The organism is Larkinella fluvii (genome assembly GCF_051857545.1).
Lineage (GTDB): Bacteria > Bacteroidota > Bacteroidia > Cytophagales > Spirosomataceae > Larkinella.
This window is the reverse complement of the sequence record NZ_JBPZHB010000001.1, coordinates 435678-456726: the sequence shown is the minus strand read 5'-3', so window position 1 is coordinate 456726 and position 21049 is coordinate 435678. Positions and strand designations below refer to the sequence as shown.

General features: G+C 53.0%; 11 protein-coding genes. 3 read left to right on the top strand and 8 right to left on the bottom strand.

The features are described 5' to 3' along the window. Window positions 1-54: 54 nt before the first annotated feature. From bamA to ACS5NO_RS01925, 3 genes are all read right to left on the bottom strand, one after another. Complete coding sequence (gene bamA, locus ACS5NO_RS01935) at window positions 55-2700, bottom strand: outer membrane protein assembly factor BamA (protein ID WP_439413591.1); 2646 nt, start codon at window positions 2698-2700, stop codon at window positions 55-57. 3 nt (window positions 2701-2703) lie between these two features. Further along, window positions 2704-3444 carry an undecaprenyl pyrophosphate synthase gene (uppS, locus tag ACS5NO_RS01930; RefSeq protein ID WP_421827603.1) on the bottom strand — a complete coding sequence of 247 codons (741 nt, stop codon included), beginning with the start codon at window positions 3442-3444 and terminating at the stop codon, window positions 2704-2706. Window positions 3445-3667: 223 nt separating this feature from the next. After that, window positions 3668-4378 carry a LytR/AlgR family response regulator transcription factor gene (locus ACS5NO_RS01925; protein ID WP_439413590.1) on the bottom strand — a complete coding sequence of 237 codons (711 nt, stop codon included), beginning with the start codon at window positions 4376-4378 and terminating at the stop codon, window positions 3668-3670. A 619-nt stretch (window positions 4379-4997) separates the two neighbouring features. Between ACS5NO_RS01925 and ACS5NO_RS01920 the strand changes: the two genes are divergently transcribed. Then, a complete protein-coding gene (locus tag ACS5NO_RS01920) occupies window positions 4998-9110 on the top strand; it encodes a hybrid sensor histidine kinase/response regulator transcription factor (protein ID WP_439413589.1) in 4113 nt (1370 codons plus the stop codon). Window positions 9111-9116: 6 nt separating this feature from the next. On the opposite strand, the gene ACS5NO_RS01915 is transcribed toward ACS5NO_RS01920, so the two are convergent. From ACS5NO_RS01915 to ACS5NO_RS01900, 4 genes are all read right to left on the bottom strand, one after another. Next, the gene (locus ACS5NO_RS01915) at window positions 9117-9890 is read right to left on the bottom strand and encodes a LytR/AlgR family response regulator transcription factor (RefSeq protein WP_439413588.1); all 774 of its coding nucleotides are present in this window, start codon (window positions 9888-9890) and stop codon (window positions 9117-9119) included. Further along, window positions 9887-11017, bottom strand: coding sequence for a sensor histidine kinase (locus ACS5NO_RS01910; protein WP_439413587.1), 1131 nt, complete (start codon window positions 11015-11017; stop codon window positions 9887-9889). The genes ACS5NO_RS01915 and ACS5NO_RS01910 overlap by 4 nt, the downstream gene beginning before the upstream one ends. 29 nt (window positions 11018-11046) lie before the next feature. After that, window positions 11047-11691, bottom strand: coding sequence for a hypothetical protein (locus tag ACS5NO_RS01905; protein ID WP_439413586.1), 645 nt, complete (start codon window positions 11689-11691; stop codon window positions 11047-11049). Between the two features lie 62 nt (window positions 11692-11753). Continuing rightward, a complete protein-coding gene (locus ACS5NO_RS01900) occupies window positions 11754-13919 on the bottom strand; it encodes a TonB-dependent receptor (protein WP_439413585.1) in 2166 nt (721 codons plus the stop codon). A 553-nt stretch (window positions 13920-14472) separates the two neighbouring features. On the opposite strand from ACS5NO_RS01900, the gene ACS5NO_RS01895 reads away from it, so the two are divergent. Together ACS5NO_RS01895 and ACS5NO_RS01890 are read left to right on the top strand one after the other, a co-directional pair. Continuing rightward, on the top strand, window positions 14473-17919 hold the full coding sequence (locus ACS5NO_RS01895) for a SusC/RagA family TonB-linked outer membrane protein (RefSeq protein WP_439413584.1): 3447 nt from the start codon (window positions 14473-14475) through the stop codon (window positions 17917-17919). Window positions 17920-17935: 16 nt separating this feature from the next. After that, window positions 17936-19498, top strand: a complete 1563-nt coding sequence (locus ACS5NO_RS01890; RefSeq protein ID WP_439413583.1) for a SusD/RagB family nutrient-binding outer membrane lipoprotein — start codon at window positions 17936-17938, stop codon at window positions 19496-19498. A gap of 101 nt (window positions 19499-19599) precedes the next feature. Here the strand turns inward: ACS5NO_RS01890 and ACS5NO_RS01885 are convergent, their stop codons facing one another. Continuing rightward, window positions 19600-21000: a sulfatase family protein gene (locus ACS5NO_RS01885; RefSeq protein ID WP_439413582.1), complete on the bottom strand. Its 1401-nt coding sequence runs from the start codon at window positions 20998-21000 to the stop codon at window positions 19600-19602. Window positions 21001-21049: the final 49 nt, after the last annotated feature.

Sequence of the window (21049 nt, the reverse complement as noted above, 5' to 3'; positions counted from 1 at the left end):
GGTCAACGAGTCACCTGTTTTGCATCTCCTAATAACGTCTCAAAGCCCGATTTCTTATCTGATCTGCTGCCCGATTGTGAAGTGGAATTGGCCACCCGGCCCGACGCGGGTCGGAGATCCCGGCATCCGGTCGAAACCGTAACCGTAGTCGATGCCGATCAACCCGAAGGCAGGCATAAAGATCCGTGCCCCCGCACCCACCGAGCGTTTCAGGTCAAACGGATTGTAGCTTTTGAAGCTTCCCCAGTTGTTTCCAGCCTCCAGGAAGGTCAGCACAAAAATCGTTGCCGACGGGTTCAGTGAGACCGGATACCGGAGTTCCATCACATATTTGCTGAACGCCAAACCGCCCTGCGACCGTTCCAGGGGGGTGGGCGAAACACCGTTTAGACCCGTGTAGACATCGCGGTCGTTGTAACCGCGCAACCCGATAATGTCCTGGGCGAGGGCAAACTGTCCCGTACCGGCCAAACCTGAACCACCTAATACAAACCGCTCAAAGGGACTGAAAACCGTCCGGTTGTTATACCGACCCAGGAAGCCCATGTGGGCACGGGCATTCAGAACCAGTTTACCGGTTACGGTGGCAAACCAACTGGCATCGAACATCCACTTGTGGTATTCAACCCACTTATACCGGTCTTTCACGTCCACATTCGCATTCGTCGTTTTGTTCGAGAACGCCGAGTAAGGCGGGGTGAACGTGGCCAGCAGGGAGATTGATGAACCCGACCGGGGGAACTGTGGATTATCGATGCTATTCCGGGCCAGGGTGCTGTTGAACGTAATGCTGTTGGATGTACCGTCGCGCAGACCGATGCCAAAAATATCGTAGTTGTTCAATTCATACCGCTGGTAGGTCAGCGAATTGCTCAACTGGAAAAAGTCATCCGGGAAACGCAACCGGCGGCCCAGACCCAGAGAAATCATGGTGTTTCCGTAGGAACCCAGGAAGTTTTTACCGTAAGCGCTCGGATTGGTATACAACTGGTTATAATCCGAAATGCGGTAAACCGTCCGCGACAAACTGACCGAGAACGAGTTAGGCCGTTTTCCACCCAGCCACGGTTCGGTAAACGTCAGGGAGTAGGTCTGGAACTGCCGCCCGTTGGCCTGAAAACGCAGGGCCAGTTTCTGCCCGTCACCCGCCGGCAACGGCCGCCAGGCTTTCATGTTGGTGATGTTGCGCGCCGAGAAGTTGTTGAACACCAGACCCAGCGTACCGACAAACCCGACGTAACCACCCCAGCCACCGGACAATTCAATCTGATCACTCGGTTTTTCTTCTACCGTATATTCAATGTCTACCGTGCCGTCGGGCTGCGGAACCGGGTTGATACCGATCTTTTCCGGATCGAAATACCCGAGTGTCGACAATTCGCGCTGTGTCCGGATGATGTCGGTTTTACTGAACTTCTGACCGGGCAGCGTCCGGATTTCCCGCAACACGACGTGGTCACTGGTTTTGGTATTTCCGTTCAGGATGATCCGGTTAATCGTGGCCTGCTTGCCTTCAAAAATCCGGAATTCAATGTCGAGCGAATCGCCTTCCACGCTTTTGATCACGTCTTCGGCGTTGAAATACAGATACCCGCGGTCCATGTAAGCCGAACTCAGGTCACTACCGGGAATCCCGTTTTTCTTTTTCTCGATGTCCTCTTTGCTATAGACATCGCCTTTTTTCAGCCCCAGAACCTGCGTTAACTGTTCATCGGTATACAGGTAATTGCCTTCCCAGCTAATGGTGCGGACGTAGTATTTCTGCCCCTCGTCAATGTTCATGATGATATTGACAGTCCGGTCGTCGTGGGCGTAAACCGAGTCGAAGGTGACAGCCGCATCGCGGTACCCTTCCTTGTTATAATATTCGACGATCTTCTGTTTGTCTTCTTCAAATTTCTTCGGAACAAATTTGGAAGGCGTAAACAGGCGGCCAAACCGCATCTGCTTGGTGCCTTTCATTTTCATCCGGATTTTCGACTCTTCCACGAGTTCCCGGCCGCGAATCTCGATGTTGTTAATCTTGACCTTGCTTCCCTTATCGATCGACACGCGCATGGTAGCCTGGTTGCGGGTGCTGTCGGTCGGCACCGACAGGATCTTGACTTTCGTGTTCAGGTAGCCTTTCTCAACAAAATACTTCTTGACACTCAGTTGCGTATTTTTGATTAACGTATTGGAAATCAGACGACCCAAGTTCAGTTTTATCTTGTCTTTGAGCGCGTCCTGTTCTGATTTTTTAATCCCGACGAACGTTACTTTATACAGACGGGGTTGCTCTTTGATCGATACATTGAGGGTTACCTGCGAACCGTCGACTTTGGTGGCCAGGATCTCGACATCTTCGAGCAGTCCCTGTCCCATCAAGCGTTTGATGGCCCCGTTGATGGCTTCGCCCGGAATCCGGATTTTGTCACCGACTTTCAAACCCGTCAGCGAGAGCAGGGAGTTGGGATCGAGGTATTTGTTTCCGGTTACGGTCAGCCCTTCAATTTCGTACTCTTTCGGATCGGCGTAGTTCAGATCGATGAGGGAAGGCGTTGAGGAGATTGGCGACTGGCCCGTTGTAATGCGTCCGCCCCCGAATCCCGGCCGAACCTGCGCCTGCGCCGACAGCGCGATGAACAGCGTCAGCGAGACCACTCCCGCCAAAAATCGTTTCCTGCTCAAAAATACCAAGGTGGTAGGAGTTCCTTTCATACGTCACTTTACGAGTTGTTCACTGGTTTTTCCAAAACGCCGTTCACGGTTCTGATAGGTTAGAATCGCTTCCCACAAATGTGGTTTACGGAAATCGGGCCACAACACGTCATTAATAATATAGAGTTCTGCGTAAGCCAATTGCCAGAGCATAAAATTGCTGATGCGGTGATCACCACCCGTCCGGATCATCAGATCGACCTCATCGATGCCTTCGGTTGCCAGTGCGCCGGCAAACACGTCTTCATTAATCTGGTCGGGCGTCAGGGTTCCGTCCTGTACCTGTCGGGCCAGCTTTTTGGTAGCCTCCAGAATATCCCATTTGCCGCTGTAACTCAACGCGAGATTCAAATTCAGGCCGTCGTTATTCTCCGTCAACCGCATGGCTTCGGTCAGTTCCGACCGGCAATCTTTGGGTAACGTACTAATGCTGCCAATGGCCGTTAACCGAACGTTGTTTTCCATCAAGGTAGGAACTTCGCCCCGGATGGTGTGCACCAGCAAGTGCATCAGCGCATCGATTTCCATCTTGGGACGGCTCCAGTTTTCGGTGGAAAAGGTATAGAGTGTCAGGTACTTCACGCCCAATTCTGCACATCCTTCGGTTACTTCCCTGACGGCTTTGATTGCATTCCGATGGCCGAACACCCGTGCAGCTCCCTGCTTTTTGGCCCAGCGTCCATTTCCGTCCATGATAACGGCGATGTGTCGGGGCAGATTGCTCAGGTCAATGAGTTCTTTCATTCAGCCGGATTCGTTTTAACAAACTTTAACATAAAGACGGCCCGACGAGGTGGGCCGATCAAAATCAGGCTGCAAGTTACTAAAAAGCACACGGTTTTAAAAGGCATGAGGGAGCGAAGGAACGAGGGAGTGATTTATATTTTCACGCCGTCGATCTTTCACTCCCTCATGCCTTTAGGCCTTCCTGCGGATAATGTCGGAGCAAGCAATGCCGCAACGGGTGTCAGGCGTCGCTTTTTTTGCCAAGCAATCCCAGGAAACCCTGAAACCGCTCCCGGTAGGCTGCTCCCAGCGGGATTTGCTGGCTTCCAACAGAGATACTCCGATAGGAATAACTGGTAATTTTAGACAGATTGACAATATAGGATTTATGAACCCGCAGAAATTGCTGACGGGGAAGGACGTTTTCCAGGTTGGAAATGGTATCGTTAACGGCAACGATTTTTTGCTGTCCGGCAATTTTACAGTAAATCCCGTAGGCCTGCACATAGTCGATGTCCGCATAATCGAACCGCTGAAAAGTGTGACCGGTTTTCAGGAAGATGAAGGGATAACCAGTCTGGCTTCCGGGCGTAAGCCGAACACTCAGCGCCCGGTTGACGGCCCGTGTAAAGCGCAGAAAAGTGAAAGGCTTGAGCACATAATCGACAATGCCCAGATCGAAACTGTCGACCGCATACTCCGCATTGGTCGAGGTCACAATAACCGGAACGTGTTTTGAAAAGGAGCCAATCAAATCGAATCCGTTCAGACCCGGCCGGTGCATGTCCAGACACACCAGGTTGTATGACTTTTGACGAAGCAATCCCAGGGCTTCGGTCACGGAATGGCATACGTCGGGTGGCAAAAAAAACGGCAGTTGGGTGATGTAGTCTCTCAACTCCGTCCCGGCCTTGGCCGAGTCATCCACAATGAGGCACTTTTGCAGATTCATAGTCATTCGCAGTGGACTGAAATTCAGGTTTGAAAACCGTTATCAATAATCCTGTTTCTTTGTGTTTTAGCAAGATGCGCCGTATTTCCTCCATTCAAACCTTTGCAGCCCGTTGAAAGCCGACGGCAGGGGCGGAAATTTCCGGGGTTCCCCAAAGGGCATCAATTCAACCAATAGTGTATTGAACTGAACGATTTAGTACACAAACGTGAAAAAAAACCACACAAAACCGCTACTCCGGCCAACTCCAAACAACGACCACCATTCAAAAAGGGCTATCTTTAAATCCTTCTTACGGCAGGATTGCGGAAAGGGTAATCACCACTGAACCGGGTGAGTCTCTCTTGCTGAACGTTGACGCAAAGGACGGGCAGAAAAACATGGGATTCCTGCCAAAATACTGGGACAATCCTGCCAAAGAGACTAAATAACGTGTTTGGAAAGGTGTTTTTATCGACAAAGCAGGATGGTGAAGACAAAACTGGGGGCAAGTGGGCGAAATTGGACTTTAGTACGTTGGTGCTGTTTACGGATCTGTCTTGTGCTGGCGGGCGGGTTTTCTGGGCTACATCCTGTCGGCGCGGACACGCCTTACATCGTCAAAGTACAACATTACTCCGTGGCAGAGGGATTACCCAACCGGATCGTGATGACCATCGGGCAGGATCATCAGGGCTTCGCCTGGGTCGGTACCATGAATAATGCGTATCGATTCGATGGCCACACGTTTAAGGCGCTTCCGTCCGAACAATCTGCCAGGAAAAGCGCATTGGCATCCGTAGTTCATACCATTCGTACCGATTCGGAACGGAATTTATGGTTTTTTAAGGCCTGGTCTTCCAGCGATCATGAACAGATTGAAATCCTGGCTCCGGGGCAACAGAAACCCATTTCATTTGAAGCTTTTTTTCACCGAAAGCTTCCCTTTAAGGCCGATGAGATGATCGAAATTGGTTCGCAGGAAAGTGCAGCCCGTCAGTCGTCGGAATCTTTCCTAGTACCTCTCCGAAACGGCGATATCTGGCGGTATGAAGGAAAAGGCCATTTTAAACAGTTGTACCACCATACCGTATCGTCCAATAAACTCGTTTCTTCGTCCGACAAACTCATTAATCTGCACGTAACGCCTACCGGAACCATTTTGCTGGTTTTCTCCCGGGAACCCACACGTCACCCCACCACTGAAACCCCCTTCCTGAACGAGTTGGTTGAACTTTTACCCAATGGAGCAGTCCGTCGGCGGCACCCTCTACCGAATCGGCTGTTCCCGGTCTGGATGGATCCGCAGGGAACGATTTACCTGAACAACGAAAAATTCTTTTCCCCTGGTAACCAGGCACACGACTCCCCCCATCTAACCGAACACCAGGCCGATCGGCTGCTCTATCAACTCACGACAGACAGCAGACTGATCAATGTGCCGATTACTTTTCCGACCAACCCGTTTCCTAACCCCGGTCAATATAGTTTCACGGGCAAGGGTTGTAAAATGACCTATGACTCAAGGCACCAGTTGTTCTGGATTATTGGAAAAAGCGTTCTGTTCGCCTGGAGTCCCAAACACGGTATCGTTTTCGATTTGGCGGGATCAGGCTTTCCGTTTGCCAGCCTGGACGAATTCAACCAATTATTCGTTGACCGAACCGGTGCCGTTTGGATCGGAACGAACAATGGTTTTTTTTTAATGACCGTCGAACCGAACCATTTTCAACGGCATTTTTACACCTCCGACAAAGAAACGACGACGCCTAACCTGAGCACCCGGGGCATCACTCAGGTTGGCAATTGGCTCTGGATCAATGCAAACTGGCCTTATTTTGGCACCAGTCAGTTACTGAATCTGAAAACCGGACAAAGTCCGCAAGTGGTTTTGGGAACCTACGGCCCCGCCATCCAGGGTCATGATCGGGCGATTTGGGCCCCGGCAACCGGCCACTTTCTGGCCCGGGTCAATCCGATAACGCTGGAGATCCAGAAATATCCCCTAACAAACCCGGCAAGCCTCTGCTGGGCGCTCTGGCAGGATGGCCGGCATAATTTCTGGATGGGCTTCGATGAAGGTCTTTCGTATTTTGACAACCACCGGAAACAAAACCACCCGTTCAGGCAGTATAATCAGTACCGGGAGCTGGCGACAAACCGGGTCAATGGTTTCTTCCCGGACTCCTCCGCCGGTGGCCTCTGGGTGGCCGCTTCGTCGGGTCTGTATCTGCTCGACACACTCCGGGGCATAACAGCCCGCTACAGTTCGCAGGACGCTGCTCCCCATCATCTTCCCTTCGACCACCTTACGTTTGTTCATCCCGACCGCACCCAACCCGGTATCTACTGGCTGGCCACACGCGGAGGAGGGCTAATCCGGTGGGAGCGCCGAACCGGTCACTGGCAACAATTTACGCGGGAAACCGGGCTTTCCAACAATGAAATCTATTCGATTCACGAAGACCGCCAGGGACGGCTCTGGTTACCCAGCAGCTACGGTTTGATGCGGTTCCAGAAGAAAACCCACCAAACCCAGGTCTTTCTGCCCCAGGATGGCATTGCGCACGAAGAATTTAACCTGACTTCGCATTTCCAGACTTCGGACGGACAACTCTTTCTGGGTGGCTTGAACGGCGTGACGGCTTTCTGGCCCGACCGGCAAGTGGCCGACAAACCGGTCGTCGTTCCCCTCATGGTGACGGGTTATGAGCAGCTTAATGCCAGCACCGGCCAGCGCACGGATCATCTTGCCAATTTCAACCAGGACCAACGGATTACCATTCCTACCCAAAACCGGTCATTTTCTCTGACTTTTGCGCTGCTCGATTACCGCTACGGCCGACAATTCCGGCTATCCTACCGCATTATCGGCTGGCAGGATTACTGGACATCCCAACTCCGGCGGGATGTAGCGATCAATGGGCTGCCCCCCGGCCAATACCAACTCCAGGTGCGGGCGCAAAACCCCAATGGGCAGTGGGTATCCGAAACACTCACGATTCCCATTACGGTTTTGACCCCGTTTTATCAACAAACGTGGTTCGTGATCCTGTGTCTCCTGAGCTTACTCTGGCTGATCGTTGGTATTTTCCGGTGGCGAAACGAGCGGTTAATCCGGGAAACCAAACGGCTGGAAGCGGAAGTGACCCGCCGAACCGCACAAATTGAAAACGACAAGGCCCTGATTCAGCAACAGGCCACCGATTTACAGGCCAGTGCCACACTGAAAGCCCGGTTTTTCGCCAACATTTCCCACGAATTCCGGACGCCCCTGACCCTGCTCCTGGGGCCGCTGGCGTATTTGTCTAAACGCACTACCGAGCCGGTTACCACCCGGTTGCTGGCCGGAATGGACCGCAATGCCCGGCAGTTGCTGGCTATGATCAACGACTTGCTCGACCTTTCCAAACTGGATGTCAACCCGGTGCAGTTGGCCCAACAGCCCGCCGACCTATCCGCACTCATCCACCGCACAGTCGCATCTTTTGCTCCCCAGGCCGACTATACCGGTATCCAACTAATCATCGAGGGATCAACGTCCCCCCTTTGGCTGTCCCTGGATGTGGCCAAAATGGAGACGGTTTTGAAAAACCTGCTGGCCAATGCGCTCCATTTTACCTCCACCGGCGGCTCGGTTACCGTTCGGCTCCACAAACCAACGGAATGGATCCGAATGGAGGTGATCGACACCGGCAGCGGTATTCACCCGAACGACTTACCCCATATTTTCGAACGGTATTACCAATCGCAGCAGCCCAACGCTCCGCTGCGGGGAGGAACCGGAATCGGGCTGGCCTTATCGATGGAGTATTGTAAACTCTGGGGTGGTGACTTAACGGTCGACAGCACCCTGGGGAAAGGCAGCACGTTTGCCCTCACCTGCCCCTACCAGCCGACTGCTCCGCAGGAAGAAACAAAACCGGTACCGGAATCCAAAAGCCCGGAGCCAGTTTTGGCCGAAGCAAAAAAACACAATTTGTCTACCCGAATTTTACTGGTCGAAGACAATCCCGACATGGCGGAGTATCTGGAAACGATTTTAAGTCCCTATTACCTTCTCCACGTGACGCGAAACGGCCGGGAAGCCTGGCAGTGGCTGAGTGCCCTGCCGGTGGCCGACCAGCCCAACCTGATTGTTACCGACCTGATGATGCCGGATATGGACGGATTGGCCCTGGTCAACCAGATTCGCCAGCAACCGACAGTTCGCGCGATCCCGGTGCTGATGCTGACCGCCCGAACCAGCCAGGACGTCAAACTCGAAGCCCTCCGCCTGGGCGTTGCCGATTACGTCACCAAACCGTTCGACCAGGATGAGTTAATCACCCGCATCGGTAATCTGCTCGAACGCTCGCAGGAAAGAACCGCCTGGCAGCAGCAGCTTCCGGCCGAAACCGCCGGTTCGTCGGTTCCGATGGACGATGAATGGCTCCTGCAGATTGAACAACTGGTCCTGAAAAACCTGACCAATACCCAGTTTCAGGTTCATTCGATTGCCGACGCCGTTCACAGCAGCGAGCGGCAGTTATACCGGCGACTGAAGAAACTGACCGGTTTTTCGCCCAATCAGTTTATGCAGGAAATCCGGCTTCAAACCGCCCGCGAATGGCTCGAAAACCAGCAGTATGGCACGGTTAAAGAAGTGTGCTACGCCGTTGGCTTTCAGGATGTCGTCTATTTTTCGCGGCTGTTTCTGAATCGCTTTGGCCGCTATCCGGCAACCTATCTCCGGACGGCGGAAGTATCGTAGCCGACCCTATAACTCCATCAGGCTTTTCAGCTTATCGTGAAAACTACTTCCGGTTAATAGCTGAGTGGCTTTTTTATCCCGCATGATAACCGCATACTTTCCGTTAAAATGCCGCTGAATTTCCTGAATATGGCGGGAGTTCAGGAGCGTCGAGCGGCTGATCCGGGTGAACGAATCCGGCAATTTTTCTTCCAGCGTCGAAATGGTATGATTGGTCAAAAACTGCTGTCCGTCAACGGTATGAAGAAACACGTATTTGTCTTCCGCTTCAAAATAGGCAATATTGGCGAGCGGAATCAGCAAAATGCGGTCGCCGGTTTTGACCGAAATGGAATGCAGTTCTTTTTTGGGTTTCAGCATCTCCAGAACGTGCCGTAAATCCGGGCTGGCCCCCATCGGTGCCGAATGCGATTTGCGGATGCGCCCGACGGTTTTTTCCAGACGCTCCGGTTCGATGGGTTTCAGGAGGTAGTCGATGGAGTTTTCTTCAAAGGCCCGCACGGCATAATCGTCGTAGGCTGTGGCAAAAACCACAATCGGCAGATACGGCAGTTTCGCCAGCATTTCGAAACCATTCAGGCCCGGCATTTCAATATCCAGAAAAATAAGATCCGGTTTGAGGGCTTCCACGGCTTTCAGGCCTTCCAGCCCATTCCCCGCTTCACCCACAATCTCGAACGTGTCACCATACGCACCCAACAAACGCCGGAGCCGGTTGATGGCCAGGGGTTCGTCGTCTACCAACAAGGTTCGGAGGGGAAATTCGGTAGCCACTTTCATGATTGAATCGGTTGGTTTTCAACAAATAGTGTTTTTCGAATCGCATCCGGAGGGTTATTCAGCCGTTCTTTTTTTATCTGCACTACCACTTCTTTACGCGGTTTATTTTCAACGATCAGACGGGCATCGTTGCCATACAGCAGTTTCAGCTTGTCCTGAATGCTTTGCAGTCCGTAGCCGGCCACGAGTTCTTCCGGAAAAACCGGCCCGTTGTCGTGAATCCGGCAACTGAGCCAACCGTCTTCTTCCGTAATGCGAAGAATAATGGCGCCCGGCCCGGCCACTTTCGAAATTCCGTGTTTGATGGCATTCTCGACCAGCGGTTGCAGCAAAAACTGCGGAATCTGAACCTCGTTCAAAGCCGGATTGAGCAAATCGATGCGGTAGGTCAGCCGGTCGCCGAAGCGCACCTGCTCCACGTCCAGATACGTCCGAACCATCTCCAGCTCGTCGGCAATGGGATTGAAATACCGGTTTTTCATGCCGGTCGTATACCGAAACAGTTTCGACAGCAGCACCACCATGCGTTCGGCCCGGTCGGGTTCGTCGTGAACGAGACTGGCAATGGAATTCAGGGCGTTATACAGAAAATGCGGATTGATTTTAGCTTGCAGGGCTTCCAGTTCGGCCCGGGTTTTCAGTTGTTCCAGGTGCAGCAGCTGGTATTCCTGTTCGGTAATTTTGCGCGTCACGTTACGGGCCTGGCTCTGGAAATAATACAACAGATTTCCCACAATGGGCGACGGTAACACGTAAAAAATGCTGACCCAACCCGGAATACCGGAAGCATTTTTAACGGAATTGCCCAGAAGTGCATACAGGATAATGCTTTCGATCATCGACACCGCCACAATCGTGGCCGTAAGCAGCACATGGCGAACCCATACTTTCTGAATTCGGTCTTCGATCCGCAGAAACCCCAGACTGATCACCACGACGAACAAGGCATCACACAAATTATTCGCCACCACAAACAGCGTCGGCGCATTTTCGTCCGGCGTATCAGCCGCTAGCTGGGTGGTAAAGTAAACAATGGCACTCATGCCATAGACGCCCATCACGCAGACCAACAAAGCCATTAGGATGCCCGTTGGGCTGCGCTGCGATAGCTGACGAATGATGCTCATGTAACCTGAAGAATAGACCGCCCGTTTTTTTACTTACCACACTGGCTCAGCAAATACTGATTCGTCTCCACGCCCCAACTGGGGTGAATGGTCGATGCCGGTTTGAAAGTAGCGAATTTTTCGGCGGCTTGTTTCAACAACGGGCAGGCCACGGCTTTTCCCCCGCCATATTGCTCGGGTGTATAAAACAGCGATTGCGCCTGAAGCGCATAAATACGCGGATTTTCGGCATTCTTTGCTTTGGCTTTCCCTAAGGCCGCTTCAAATTCCGGCACGTATTGCTGCCAGCGGTTTTCCGGGTCGATGGCCAGCCGGGCACTGGCCAGTTGAGCCGCCAACACCATCGTCTCGTCGTTATCCGGCTGTTTTTGCGCGACGTTCCGGTAAAATGCAGCAGCCTTGTCGAGCAGCGCATCTTTTTTAGCGGCATCCGTTTCCTTGAACGAGAGCAGCGCGTAGGTATAAGCCGCCCAATAAGCCGGTAGCCATTCTGCGGCTTCGGCATTGGCGATGCGCTCGAACTGCCCGGCGGTTCGCTGCAATTCCGGGGTGGGCGTCATAAATTTCACGGTAGCAATCGCGCCTTCCATCGCTTTCGTGTACTTCTCATTTTGCGCGTGGGCATTGGCACCAATTCCCAGGGCGAGGGTCAGAAAAAGAACAGTTTTTTTCATGGTTTTAGATGGTTAGAAATGGTTGAAAGAAATGGTTTTGTTGGTTGAAGTCAGTGGGTACGTTATGGATTACTAATCAGTTCAGGATCAATCGGTTTCCGGGTCAGGCTCAACACGGCTCCGAGGAAGAAAAACCGGTAAAACGGCGGCACGACCGCAAACTTCTGGCTGCCGTCGGGCGTGTAACGATAGCCATAGTTGTTTTTCGTTCCGAGCACATTTTCCACCGATGCGTAAAGGACCAGAAATTTTCGCGGCAGAATTTTGATGTAACTCATGTTCAGGCTCAAACTGCTGTAGGGTCGGGTTCTGTCACTCAAAAACTGATCGCTGCCTGGATTGTAATAAGGCCGACCGCTGGCGAGCGAATACGTGGCCCCGGTATTGATGCCCAAAGCCGGAATATATTTCTTGAAAACGAGGTTCAACGTGTGCGTGGCCGCGAAGGTCGGCATGGCTTCAACCGGATAATTCCGGAATAGGCGTTTGGTATCCAGAAACGAATACGAAACCCAGTAATCGACGTTTTTCATCGACCGTTTGTCGCGCCAGAACACGTCAAATCCCTGCGCATAGCCGAAACCGCTGTTGTTGGTTCGGCTGGTTGGAAACCGGTATGGGTTCGGGTCATAAAAACCGTTGGTGTTTTCCCGTACCAGATGCCGGTAGTCTTTGTAGAAGGTTTCGATCCGGAACGTCCGGTTATCCCGAATGCGCTGGTAGTTCAGAATCAGGTGATTGGCCTGCTCGAACCGCAGCCTCGGATTGATCAGCAGGTAGGTCGGGTCGGGTGTTTGGTAAAACTGACCGGCGGCCAGCGAGACCTGTCCGTAGGAATCGGTTTTGTACGCCATCGACAGCCGGGGCGACACATTCGCCCGGCCAATGACCGACGTCCGCTCTCCACGTAACCCCGCCCGAACGGCCAGTTTTCGGGTAAAAAACACTTCGGTTTCGACAAAAACCGCTGAATACCAGTCCGTCAGCGAACCGCCCCAGATTCCGTAGCGGTTCTGGTACGTATACCGATGGAGTTCGGCCCCGGCCAGCAACGAAACCTGGTCGCTTAAGGATCGCGTCAACACCACCCGCCCCTGCATCCGCTGTTCCTGCGTCCGGGCCTGAACGGTATCGATGCCCAGCCGGTCGCGGTTGTAGTTGTAGCTCACGCCCGTTTGCAGGCCCCAGCGGCCCTCGTCCCAGGTCGTTTGAAAGGTCGTCATCGAAAGCGCGTTGTGGTTCCGAACCGTGAAGGGTGACGCCCGGAAATCGCCCGTAAAATTCCGGAATGAGAGGGACTGGTGGCTGGCCGACACGTCGGTGTAGTGTTTCAGCAACCCGCGTTTGCCGATGGGCTGCGTCAGGATGACCGACGTGCCGCCCGCTTCGGGTGCGTGAATCCAGTTGATGTTCTGTTTCAGGACGTTGAATAGCGGATTCAGGTTGGTATAATTCACCGAAAACGTTATCCGTTCTTTTTTGAAAGCCGACAAAGTGACCCCGGCGGCATTGAGTCCGACGCTGATGCCGTCGTTGTCTTCAGCCCGGTCTTTGGTGTTCAGCGACAAAACCGACGAAAGCGCCTGACCGTATTGCGCCGAATAACCGCCCGTACTGAACGCCGTTCCTTTGAACAGAAAAGGCGAAAACCGGCTCCGCTGCGACACATCCGGCCCGCCACTCGTAAACGGATTCTGAACCACCAGACCGTCGATGATCGTGCGGGTTTCGGAAGCCGACCCACCCCGCACGAACAAACCGGTTTGGTCGCCGACGCGCTGCGCACCGGGCAGCAACTGCATCACCGCCGGAATGTCGGCCCCCCCGCTGGCGGTCGTCACAATGTCGAGCGGTTTCAAAACCGTCTGGCGTTTTTCGTCGCTGGCTTCGAAGGCCCCCGCTGTGATGACGACGGTATTGAGCATCGTGGCGGTTTCCTGCAATTTTGCGGTGAAGAGAATGGTGGGTTGACTCAGCCGGAGCTTTTGTTGGAACGGTTCGTAGCCGACAAAACTCACCGCGATGGTGGCCGTGTCTGGCTGGCTGGTCTGGAAGCTGAACGCGCCGGTGGCATCGGTATTAGCGCCATCGTAGGAACCGGCGATGAAGACGTTGGCACCCGGCAAGCCATTGCCTTTGCGGTCGGTTATTTTACCAGTGATCGTCGTTTGAGCCCAGGCGAAGGACGGAAAAAACAGGGCGCAACAGCAGAGTAATGGTTGTTTCATGGCGGATCACTTCGAATACGGTTTCAAAGCTATCCGACCGGAACCCGGAATTGAAGCGGTTTCCGACGAAGAACAATTTTGGAGGAATAAACCGGGGGAAACGGGCGATGATTGAGCCTAAGAATCCTATTTTGTAAAAAAATTTAAGAAGTAAGCCGCATTTCTGGCCTTTCCGCCATATATTATTTCAGATTTCTAAAATTACCCCAAAAATAATTTCACTAAAAAGAGTATTGACTACCGGTTACTGCATCTTTAGCTCAAATCTGCCATATTATACGGTTTTCAGTTTACGGTATTTGGTTTACGGTGGCTGGCGCGTTAGCCACTGTAAATGCACCAACAACCCTAAAAAATTACTAACCTAACGATCCTGTAGACAAAAAATACGGAAGCCTATGAAGAAACTTCATTGCTGACTATTTAATAAAGCCGATAATGTGACACCATTATCGGTCAGTTGATCCCCTTCGCTTTTAAGCTCATTTTGCTACATCCCCAGCGGATGGATTGGGAATCAGTGTGCCGAATTTTAACCGACAAGACCAACATTATGTCAAGACTCCTACATGTTCATCCTGTTTTACAGACGATTATGCGCGTTGCTCTGTATCAATCCCTACTGTCTCTATTCATTATTTTAACTCCGCTGGCCCACGCCCATGACGTACGGGGTCAGAAAGTGCTGGAACAAAAAGTAACGCTGCTGTTAACCAATGTCGATGTCGAGAAGGCGCTGGAGAAAATTGAGAAGATGACGAAAGTCAAATTCATGTACAATCCCCAGGTTTTCAGCAATCAGAAATACACCTTCCGGTTTCAGGACGAAGCGCTTTCGGAAGTACTGGAAAAAATACTGACCCCGCACAAAGTGGTTTACGAAGTCGTGCAGGACAAAATCATCCTGAAACGCGCTCCGGGTCCGGTCGAAGTCGCACCAGCTAGTGTCAAAGAAGCACCCAAACGCAATGTAACGGGGAAGGTTTCGGACGAAAATGGCGTCGGACTCCCCGGCGTCAGCGTTCTGGTGAAAGGCACCCAGCGGGGAACCTCTTCCGACGCTGAAGGCCAGTACAAACTGGAAATCCCGGATGCAGAAGTTCAGACGGCGGTTCTGATTTTCAGCTTCGTAGGCTATACCTCCAAAGAAGTAACGGTTGGCAATCAGACGACGCTTTCGGTGCAATTGGCCCCGGAGGCCAAGTCACTGAACGAAGTGGTCGTAACCGCCCTCGGGATTGCCCGGGAGAAAAAAGCCCTGGCCTATTCCGTTTCGGAAGTGAAAGGCAGTGAATTTACGCAAGCCCGCGAAAACAACGTCGCCAACGCCCTGACCGGGAAAATTGCCGGGGTGAACGCAACCGGCATGGCCACCGGCCCCGGTGGTTCGAGCCGGATCATTATCCGTGGAAACGGTTCGCTGAATGGCAACAACCAGCCTTTGTATGTGATCAACGGGATGCCGATGGACAACAGCATTCCGGGCGGTGGTACGGCTTCGGACGGCAACGGGATGAACGTCGACCGGGGTGACGGCATTGGCGGGATCAACCCCGACGACATCGAGTCCATCAGCGTTTTGAAAGGTGGCCCCGCAGCGGCTCTTTACGGTGCCCGGGCTTCCAACGGGGTGATTTTGATCACGACCAAAAAAGGCCGTGGGCAAAAAGGAATTGGGGTGGAAATCAACAGCAACACGACGTTTGAAGACATCGCCGTGATTCCGAACTGGCAGTATGAATTCGGTCAGGGCCTGGACGGCAAAAAACCGACCACGCTGACCGAGGCCAAAAGTACGGGACGCCTGTCGTACGGAGCGCGGATGGACGGCCAGCCCACCATTCAGGTCGACGGCCAGTTGCACCCGTATTCGCCCCAGAAAGACAACCTGAAAAACTTCTACCGCACCGGAAGCAACTACATCAACTCGGTGGCTTTCACGGGCGGCAACGAATCGGTCAATTTCCGCCTGGGTCTGAACAACACCAGCGCCAACAGCATCGTGCCGAACTCGTCGTTCACCCGCCGAATCGCCAATTTGAATCTGAACGCCTTTTTGGGTAAGAAGCTGAGCATCGAAACCGTGTTCCAGTATAACCTGGAAGAAGGCAAAAACCGCCCCAAAGTAGGATATGCCGACATGAACCCGCACTGGGCGACGTATCTGGTGGCCAACGTGGTTGACATCCGCAGCCTTTCGCCGGGGTATGACCCTTTGACGGGCAAAGAAGTAGAGTGGAACCCGGTTCCAGCCGCCCCGAACCCCTATTTTGTGGTCAACAAGTTCAAAAACGACGACACCAAAAACCGGTTTCTGAGTCAGGGAAGCATTCGTTACGACATTCTGGACAACCTGTATCTGAAAGGCAGCGTGAGCCAGGATTATTACAGCTTCTCGTCGGAATACGTACAGCCGACCAACAACGCCTACCAGCCGCTGGGAACGTATGAAGCCCGGAAAACGACGTCGTCGGAAACCAACGGCATGTTGACGCTGAACTATAACACCACGTTTTTCAAGGAATTGAGTTTCACGGCGATGTTGGGAGCCAATTCACAACGCGCCATTTACGACCAGACAGTGATCGCGGGCAGCGAGTTTACGGTGCCTTATTTCTACAGCTACACCAACCTGGCCGCATCGACGACCACGCCGACGTATCTGAAAAGTGCGATCAATTCCGTGTTTGGTTCGGTCGATTTTGGCTACAAAGGGCTGGCGTACCTGACGGTTTCCGGTCGGCAGGACTGGTTTTCGGTTCTGAACCCGAAGAGCAACAGCATTTTCTACCCGTCGATCGGTGGCTCGCTGATTCTGTCGGATGCGTTCCGGTTGCCGAAAGCCATCAGCTTTGCCAAACTGCGGGCTTCGTGGGCGCAGGTGGGCGGTGCCACGGTGAATGCCTACCAGATTTACCAGTATTATTCGATGCAGCAGGGTGGTCACAATGGTCGTCCGGTGCAGGTGTTGTCGTCGTCGCAGGTGCCCAACCCGGATCTGAAACCGCTGACATCCACCACCTACGAAGGCGGTCTTGAGGCCAAATTCCTGAACAACCGTCTGGGCATCGACCTGACGTTTTACAACCGGAAAACCACGGACGACATCGTAACGTCCAACATCGCCCTGTCGTCGGGCTACACCTCGGCCCTGCTGAACGTGGGTGAGTTGAGCAACAAAGGCGTTGAGCTACTGCTGACCGGCACGCCCGTTAGCCAGGGTGCTTTCGGCTGGGATGTCAGCTTCAACATGGCCTACAACAAGAGCAAGATCGAGCGACTGGCCGAAGGATTGACCGGTATCGACGTTGGCAGCGGTGTGGGTGGCGGTCTGGTGCGAAACGTCCTGAACCGGCCATATGGAACGGTTTGGGGGTATAATAAGAAAACCGATGCCAACGGCAATGTGGTTTTCAACACCGCCAGCGGTTATGCGGTTCGGGGCGATCTGCAGGAAATCGGGCAGGGCACTCCTCCGCTCACGATGGGGATTACCAACAATTTCCGGTATAAAAACTTCTCGCTCAATTTCCTGATCGACGGCAAGTTCGGCAGCATCGTGTATTCGAACCTGTACCAGTATGCCTACCGGTTTGGTTTGCCGCAGGAAACGCTGCCGGGTCGGGAAACCGGTGTCACCGTAACCGGTGTCACCCCCGAAGGCAATCCGTTTACCAAAACCTGGAAAAAAGAAGAGGTGGATACCTACTACGACAACGACAAGAATTACACCGCCATGTTCATGTTCAACAACGACTTCGTAAAGCTTCGTCAGGTGGTTTTGAGCTACAACCTGCCCGTCAGCAAGTTGTCGTTCCTGAAACTGCAATCGGCTTCGATTTCCCTCGTGGCGCGTAACCTCGCGATTCTGTACAAGGACAAAAAGAACCAGTATTTCGATCCTGAATCGGGCTATACGAGCACCAACGCCCAGGGTTTGGAAGCCTTTGGGGTGCCCAGAACCCGCAGTCTTGGTGTGAATTTAATGGTGAAATTCTAATTAAAACTATCTCACGATGAAGCGTCTGATCCAAAAAATACTGTGTGCGGCTCCGTTGTTCCTCCTGTTGTCTTCCTGCGACAAGGGTTTTGAGGAAATGAACGTAGACCCCAATAAATATTCCGAAGTCATTCCCGAATACATGTTCACCCGCGCCTTGCTGGACGGCGTAAGCACCAACTTTACGGGGGCGGCTTACCTGACCATCGGGCAGTCGATGCAGCACTTTGCTACCTACAAGGAGGTCCCGGCGGCTGGTGACAAATACTTTAACTTCGGGTATTCGACCGGCAACTGGAATGCCTACGCCGGAACCGGTGCCGGGCAGGGAGCGGTCGTTTCCATCCGTCAGGTGATCGATGCGGTTTCGACCAATCCGGCCAGCGTGAACAAACTGTCGGCGGCCCGCATCTGGAAAGCGTACGTGTTCCACCGGCTAACGGATTTGTACGGTGACATTCCATATTTCGAGGCTGGAAAGGCCCTTTCTGACAAGAATTACGGCCCTAAATACGACACCCAGCAGGCGATTTACGCCGATTTGCTGAAAGAACTAGAACAGTCGATTGCGGCTTTTGACGCGACCAAAGCGACCTTCGGCTCAGCCGACCTGATGTTTGGGGGCGACGTGGTAAAATGGAAAAAATTCGCCTACTCGCTGATGCTGCGGCTGGGCATGCGCCTGACCGAAGTGGATGCGGCTACGGCCAAAACCTGGGTTGAAAAAGCCATCGCCGGGGGTGTGATTCTGGAGGATGCCGACCGGGCCGTCATTGCCTACGTGGACGGTTCACAAACCGCCAGCCGCAATTTCATTGCCAACGGTTTGCTCAGCACCGATTACATCACACCCGGTGGCGACAATGTGGAAGGCGGCAAATTTGCCAAAACGCTGATCGATTATTTGAAAAACACCAAAGATCCGCGTCTGAACGTGATTTCCATTGTCTGGACGTCTGCCGACGGCAAAACGTTTACGGCTGATACCACAACGGCTTTGCAAAGCGGAATGCCCAACGCAGCTTTCAACAACCTGCCAGCCAACTTCAACACGTTTTCTGAACCCAATCCGAACACGCTGCTGAAATACAGTGCGCCCCTGATCGTGTTTGGCAATGCCGAAACGAACCTCTTGCTGGCGGAAGCTTCCGTACGCGGCTGGGCCAGCGGAACAACGGCGGCAACGGCGTATGCCAATGCCGTTAGAGCCGGGATGCGGCAATGGTCGCTGTTCGGAACCGGTGGGGTAATTTCCGAGGCCAAGATCAACGCGTATCTGGCCCTCAATCCGTATAAAACCGGCGGAACCGTAGCGCAGCAAATGGAACAGATCCAGACCCAAAAGTGGGTGTCGCTTTTCCTGGAAGACGAATACGAGATTTTTGCCAACTGGCGCCGGACCGGCTATCCGGTGCTGACGCCGACCAATTATCCGGGCAACCTGACGGGCGGAAAAATCCCAACCCGCTTTGTGGTTCCCGATTCGGAAGAAACGTACAACAAAACCAATTTCATCGAAGCACGAACACGGCAGGGCGGCACCAACACGCTCTCCAGCGTTGTCTGGTGGGATAAATAGGCAACGATAGATCGTTTTCGAGTACCGATTAAATTGACAAACAAAATAGCACCGGGATCTTCCTGGTGCTATTTTTTTGGGTTGGTGTTATGGATGGCCGGTTATTCCTTCTTTTTAGCATAAACGATGTCGAGTGCGGCTCCGGCATCCCCCTGTTGTTTCATCCAGGTTTCCAGTTTCTGCCGGTATTGTCTAATCTGGTTTTGGTGAGTCGGGTCCGTGGCCAGATTGGTAAGCTCCCAGGGGTCTTTCTGGGTATCGTAAAATTCGATGGCGGGCCTTTTCACAACCCGGTCCGTGATCCGTTTGGCATTCGGATCGTTCGGTGCCTGGTCGATCCAGGAGAACCAGACCGAATTGCGGTCTTTTTGCTTCGCGTTCATCATAAATCGGTTGTAATACTCCTCATCGGGTGTCAGGTTCAGAATCAGCTTGTAGCGGGTGTCGCGGATGCTGCGAATCGGGTAGGGATTTCCTTCGGGGATGTTGTTGTGGATTCCGTAGGCATACGGTCGCGCGGTCGGGCTTTTTCCCAGCAAAACCGGCAGAAAGCTTTTGCCGTCCAGCCCGGCAATGGGTTTGCCACCCGCCAGATTCACGAGGGTTGGGGTAATGTCTTCGTATTGAACCAGCGCGTCGGTTTCGGTGCGGGCTTTGACGGTTCCGGGCCATTTGACCACCATCGAACTTTTCTGCCCCACATCCCACAGGTTCCATTTTGCGCCCGGGAACTGCGCACCCTGTTCACCCAGAAACACGACAATGGTGTTCTTGTCCTGACCGGTTTCTCTCAACAAGCGGGTAATTTCGCCCACCTGCTCGTCCAGTCGCCGAACTTCAGCCAGGTATTTGACAAACTGTCGGCGCGTGACCGGCGTATCGATCCAATTGGCGGGCAGAATCAATTTATCCGCATCAAACTCGGTGGTATCGCCCACCGTCCAGGGCGTATGCGGATTGATGCTCATGACGAACAGACAATACGGCTGATCCGTCCGGGTGATGAATTTCCGGACATCGTTCAACTGGTAGTCGTCCGTCGGGGCCACGCAATTGGGTTCAAAACCGGTGATGATCTCGAACGGAAAGACGGTTTTGGGTTTGGTGCTGTGGTCTTTGCCCGTCAGTCCGACGCGGTAGCCCAAATCTGCCAGGTAATGGCCAACGCTTTTCAGGGTATCGTAAACCGGCTTGTGGTTCTGGAATGATCCGTGCCGCACCGGATACAAGCCCGTAAAAAGTGAAGCCCGCGTCGGCACACACATGGCTTCGGAGGCATAGATGTGATTAAATTTCAAGCCTTCGTTCGCCAGCGCATCGATGTGGGTCGTTTTCAGGTTTTTTCCGCCGTAACAACTCAACTGCCGACTGTCTAGGTCATCGGCCATGATGATGATGATGTTGGGTTTGGTGGCCACAGGGGAGGGCGTTAGGGCGAGCCCCAGCCAACCGCTGCCAAGTAAGATCAAACCGAGTAAAAGTCGATTCCGGGAAGTCATCATAGACGCTGTTTTTAGATTTTTCAGAAATTTCACGGTACGGAATAGCGCA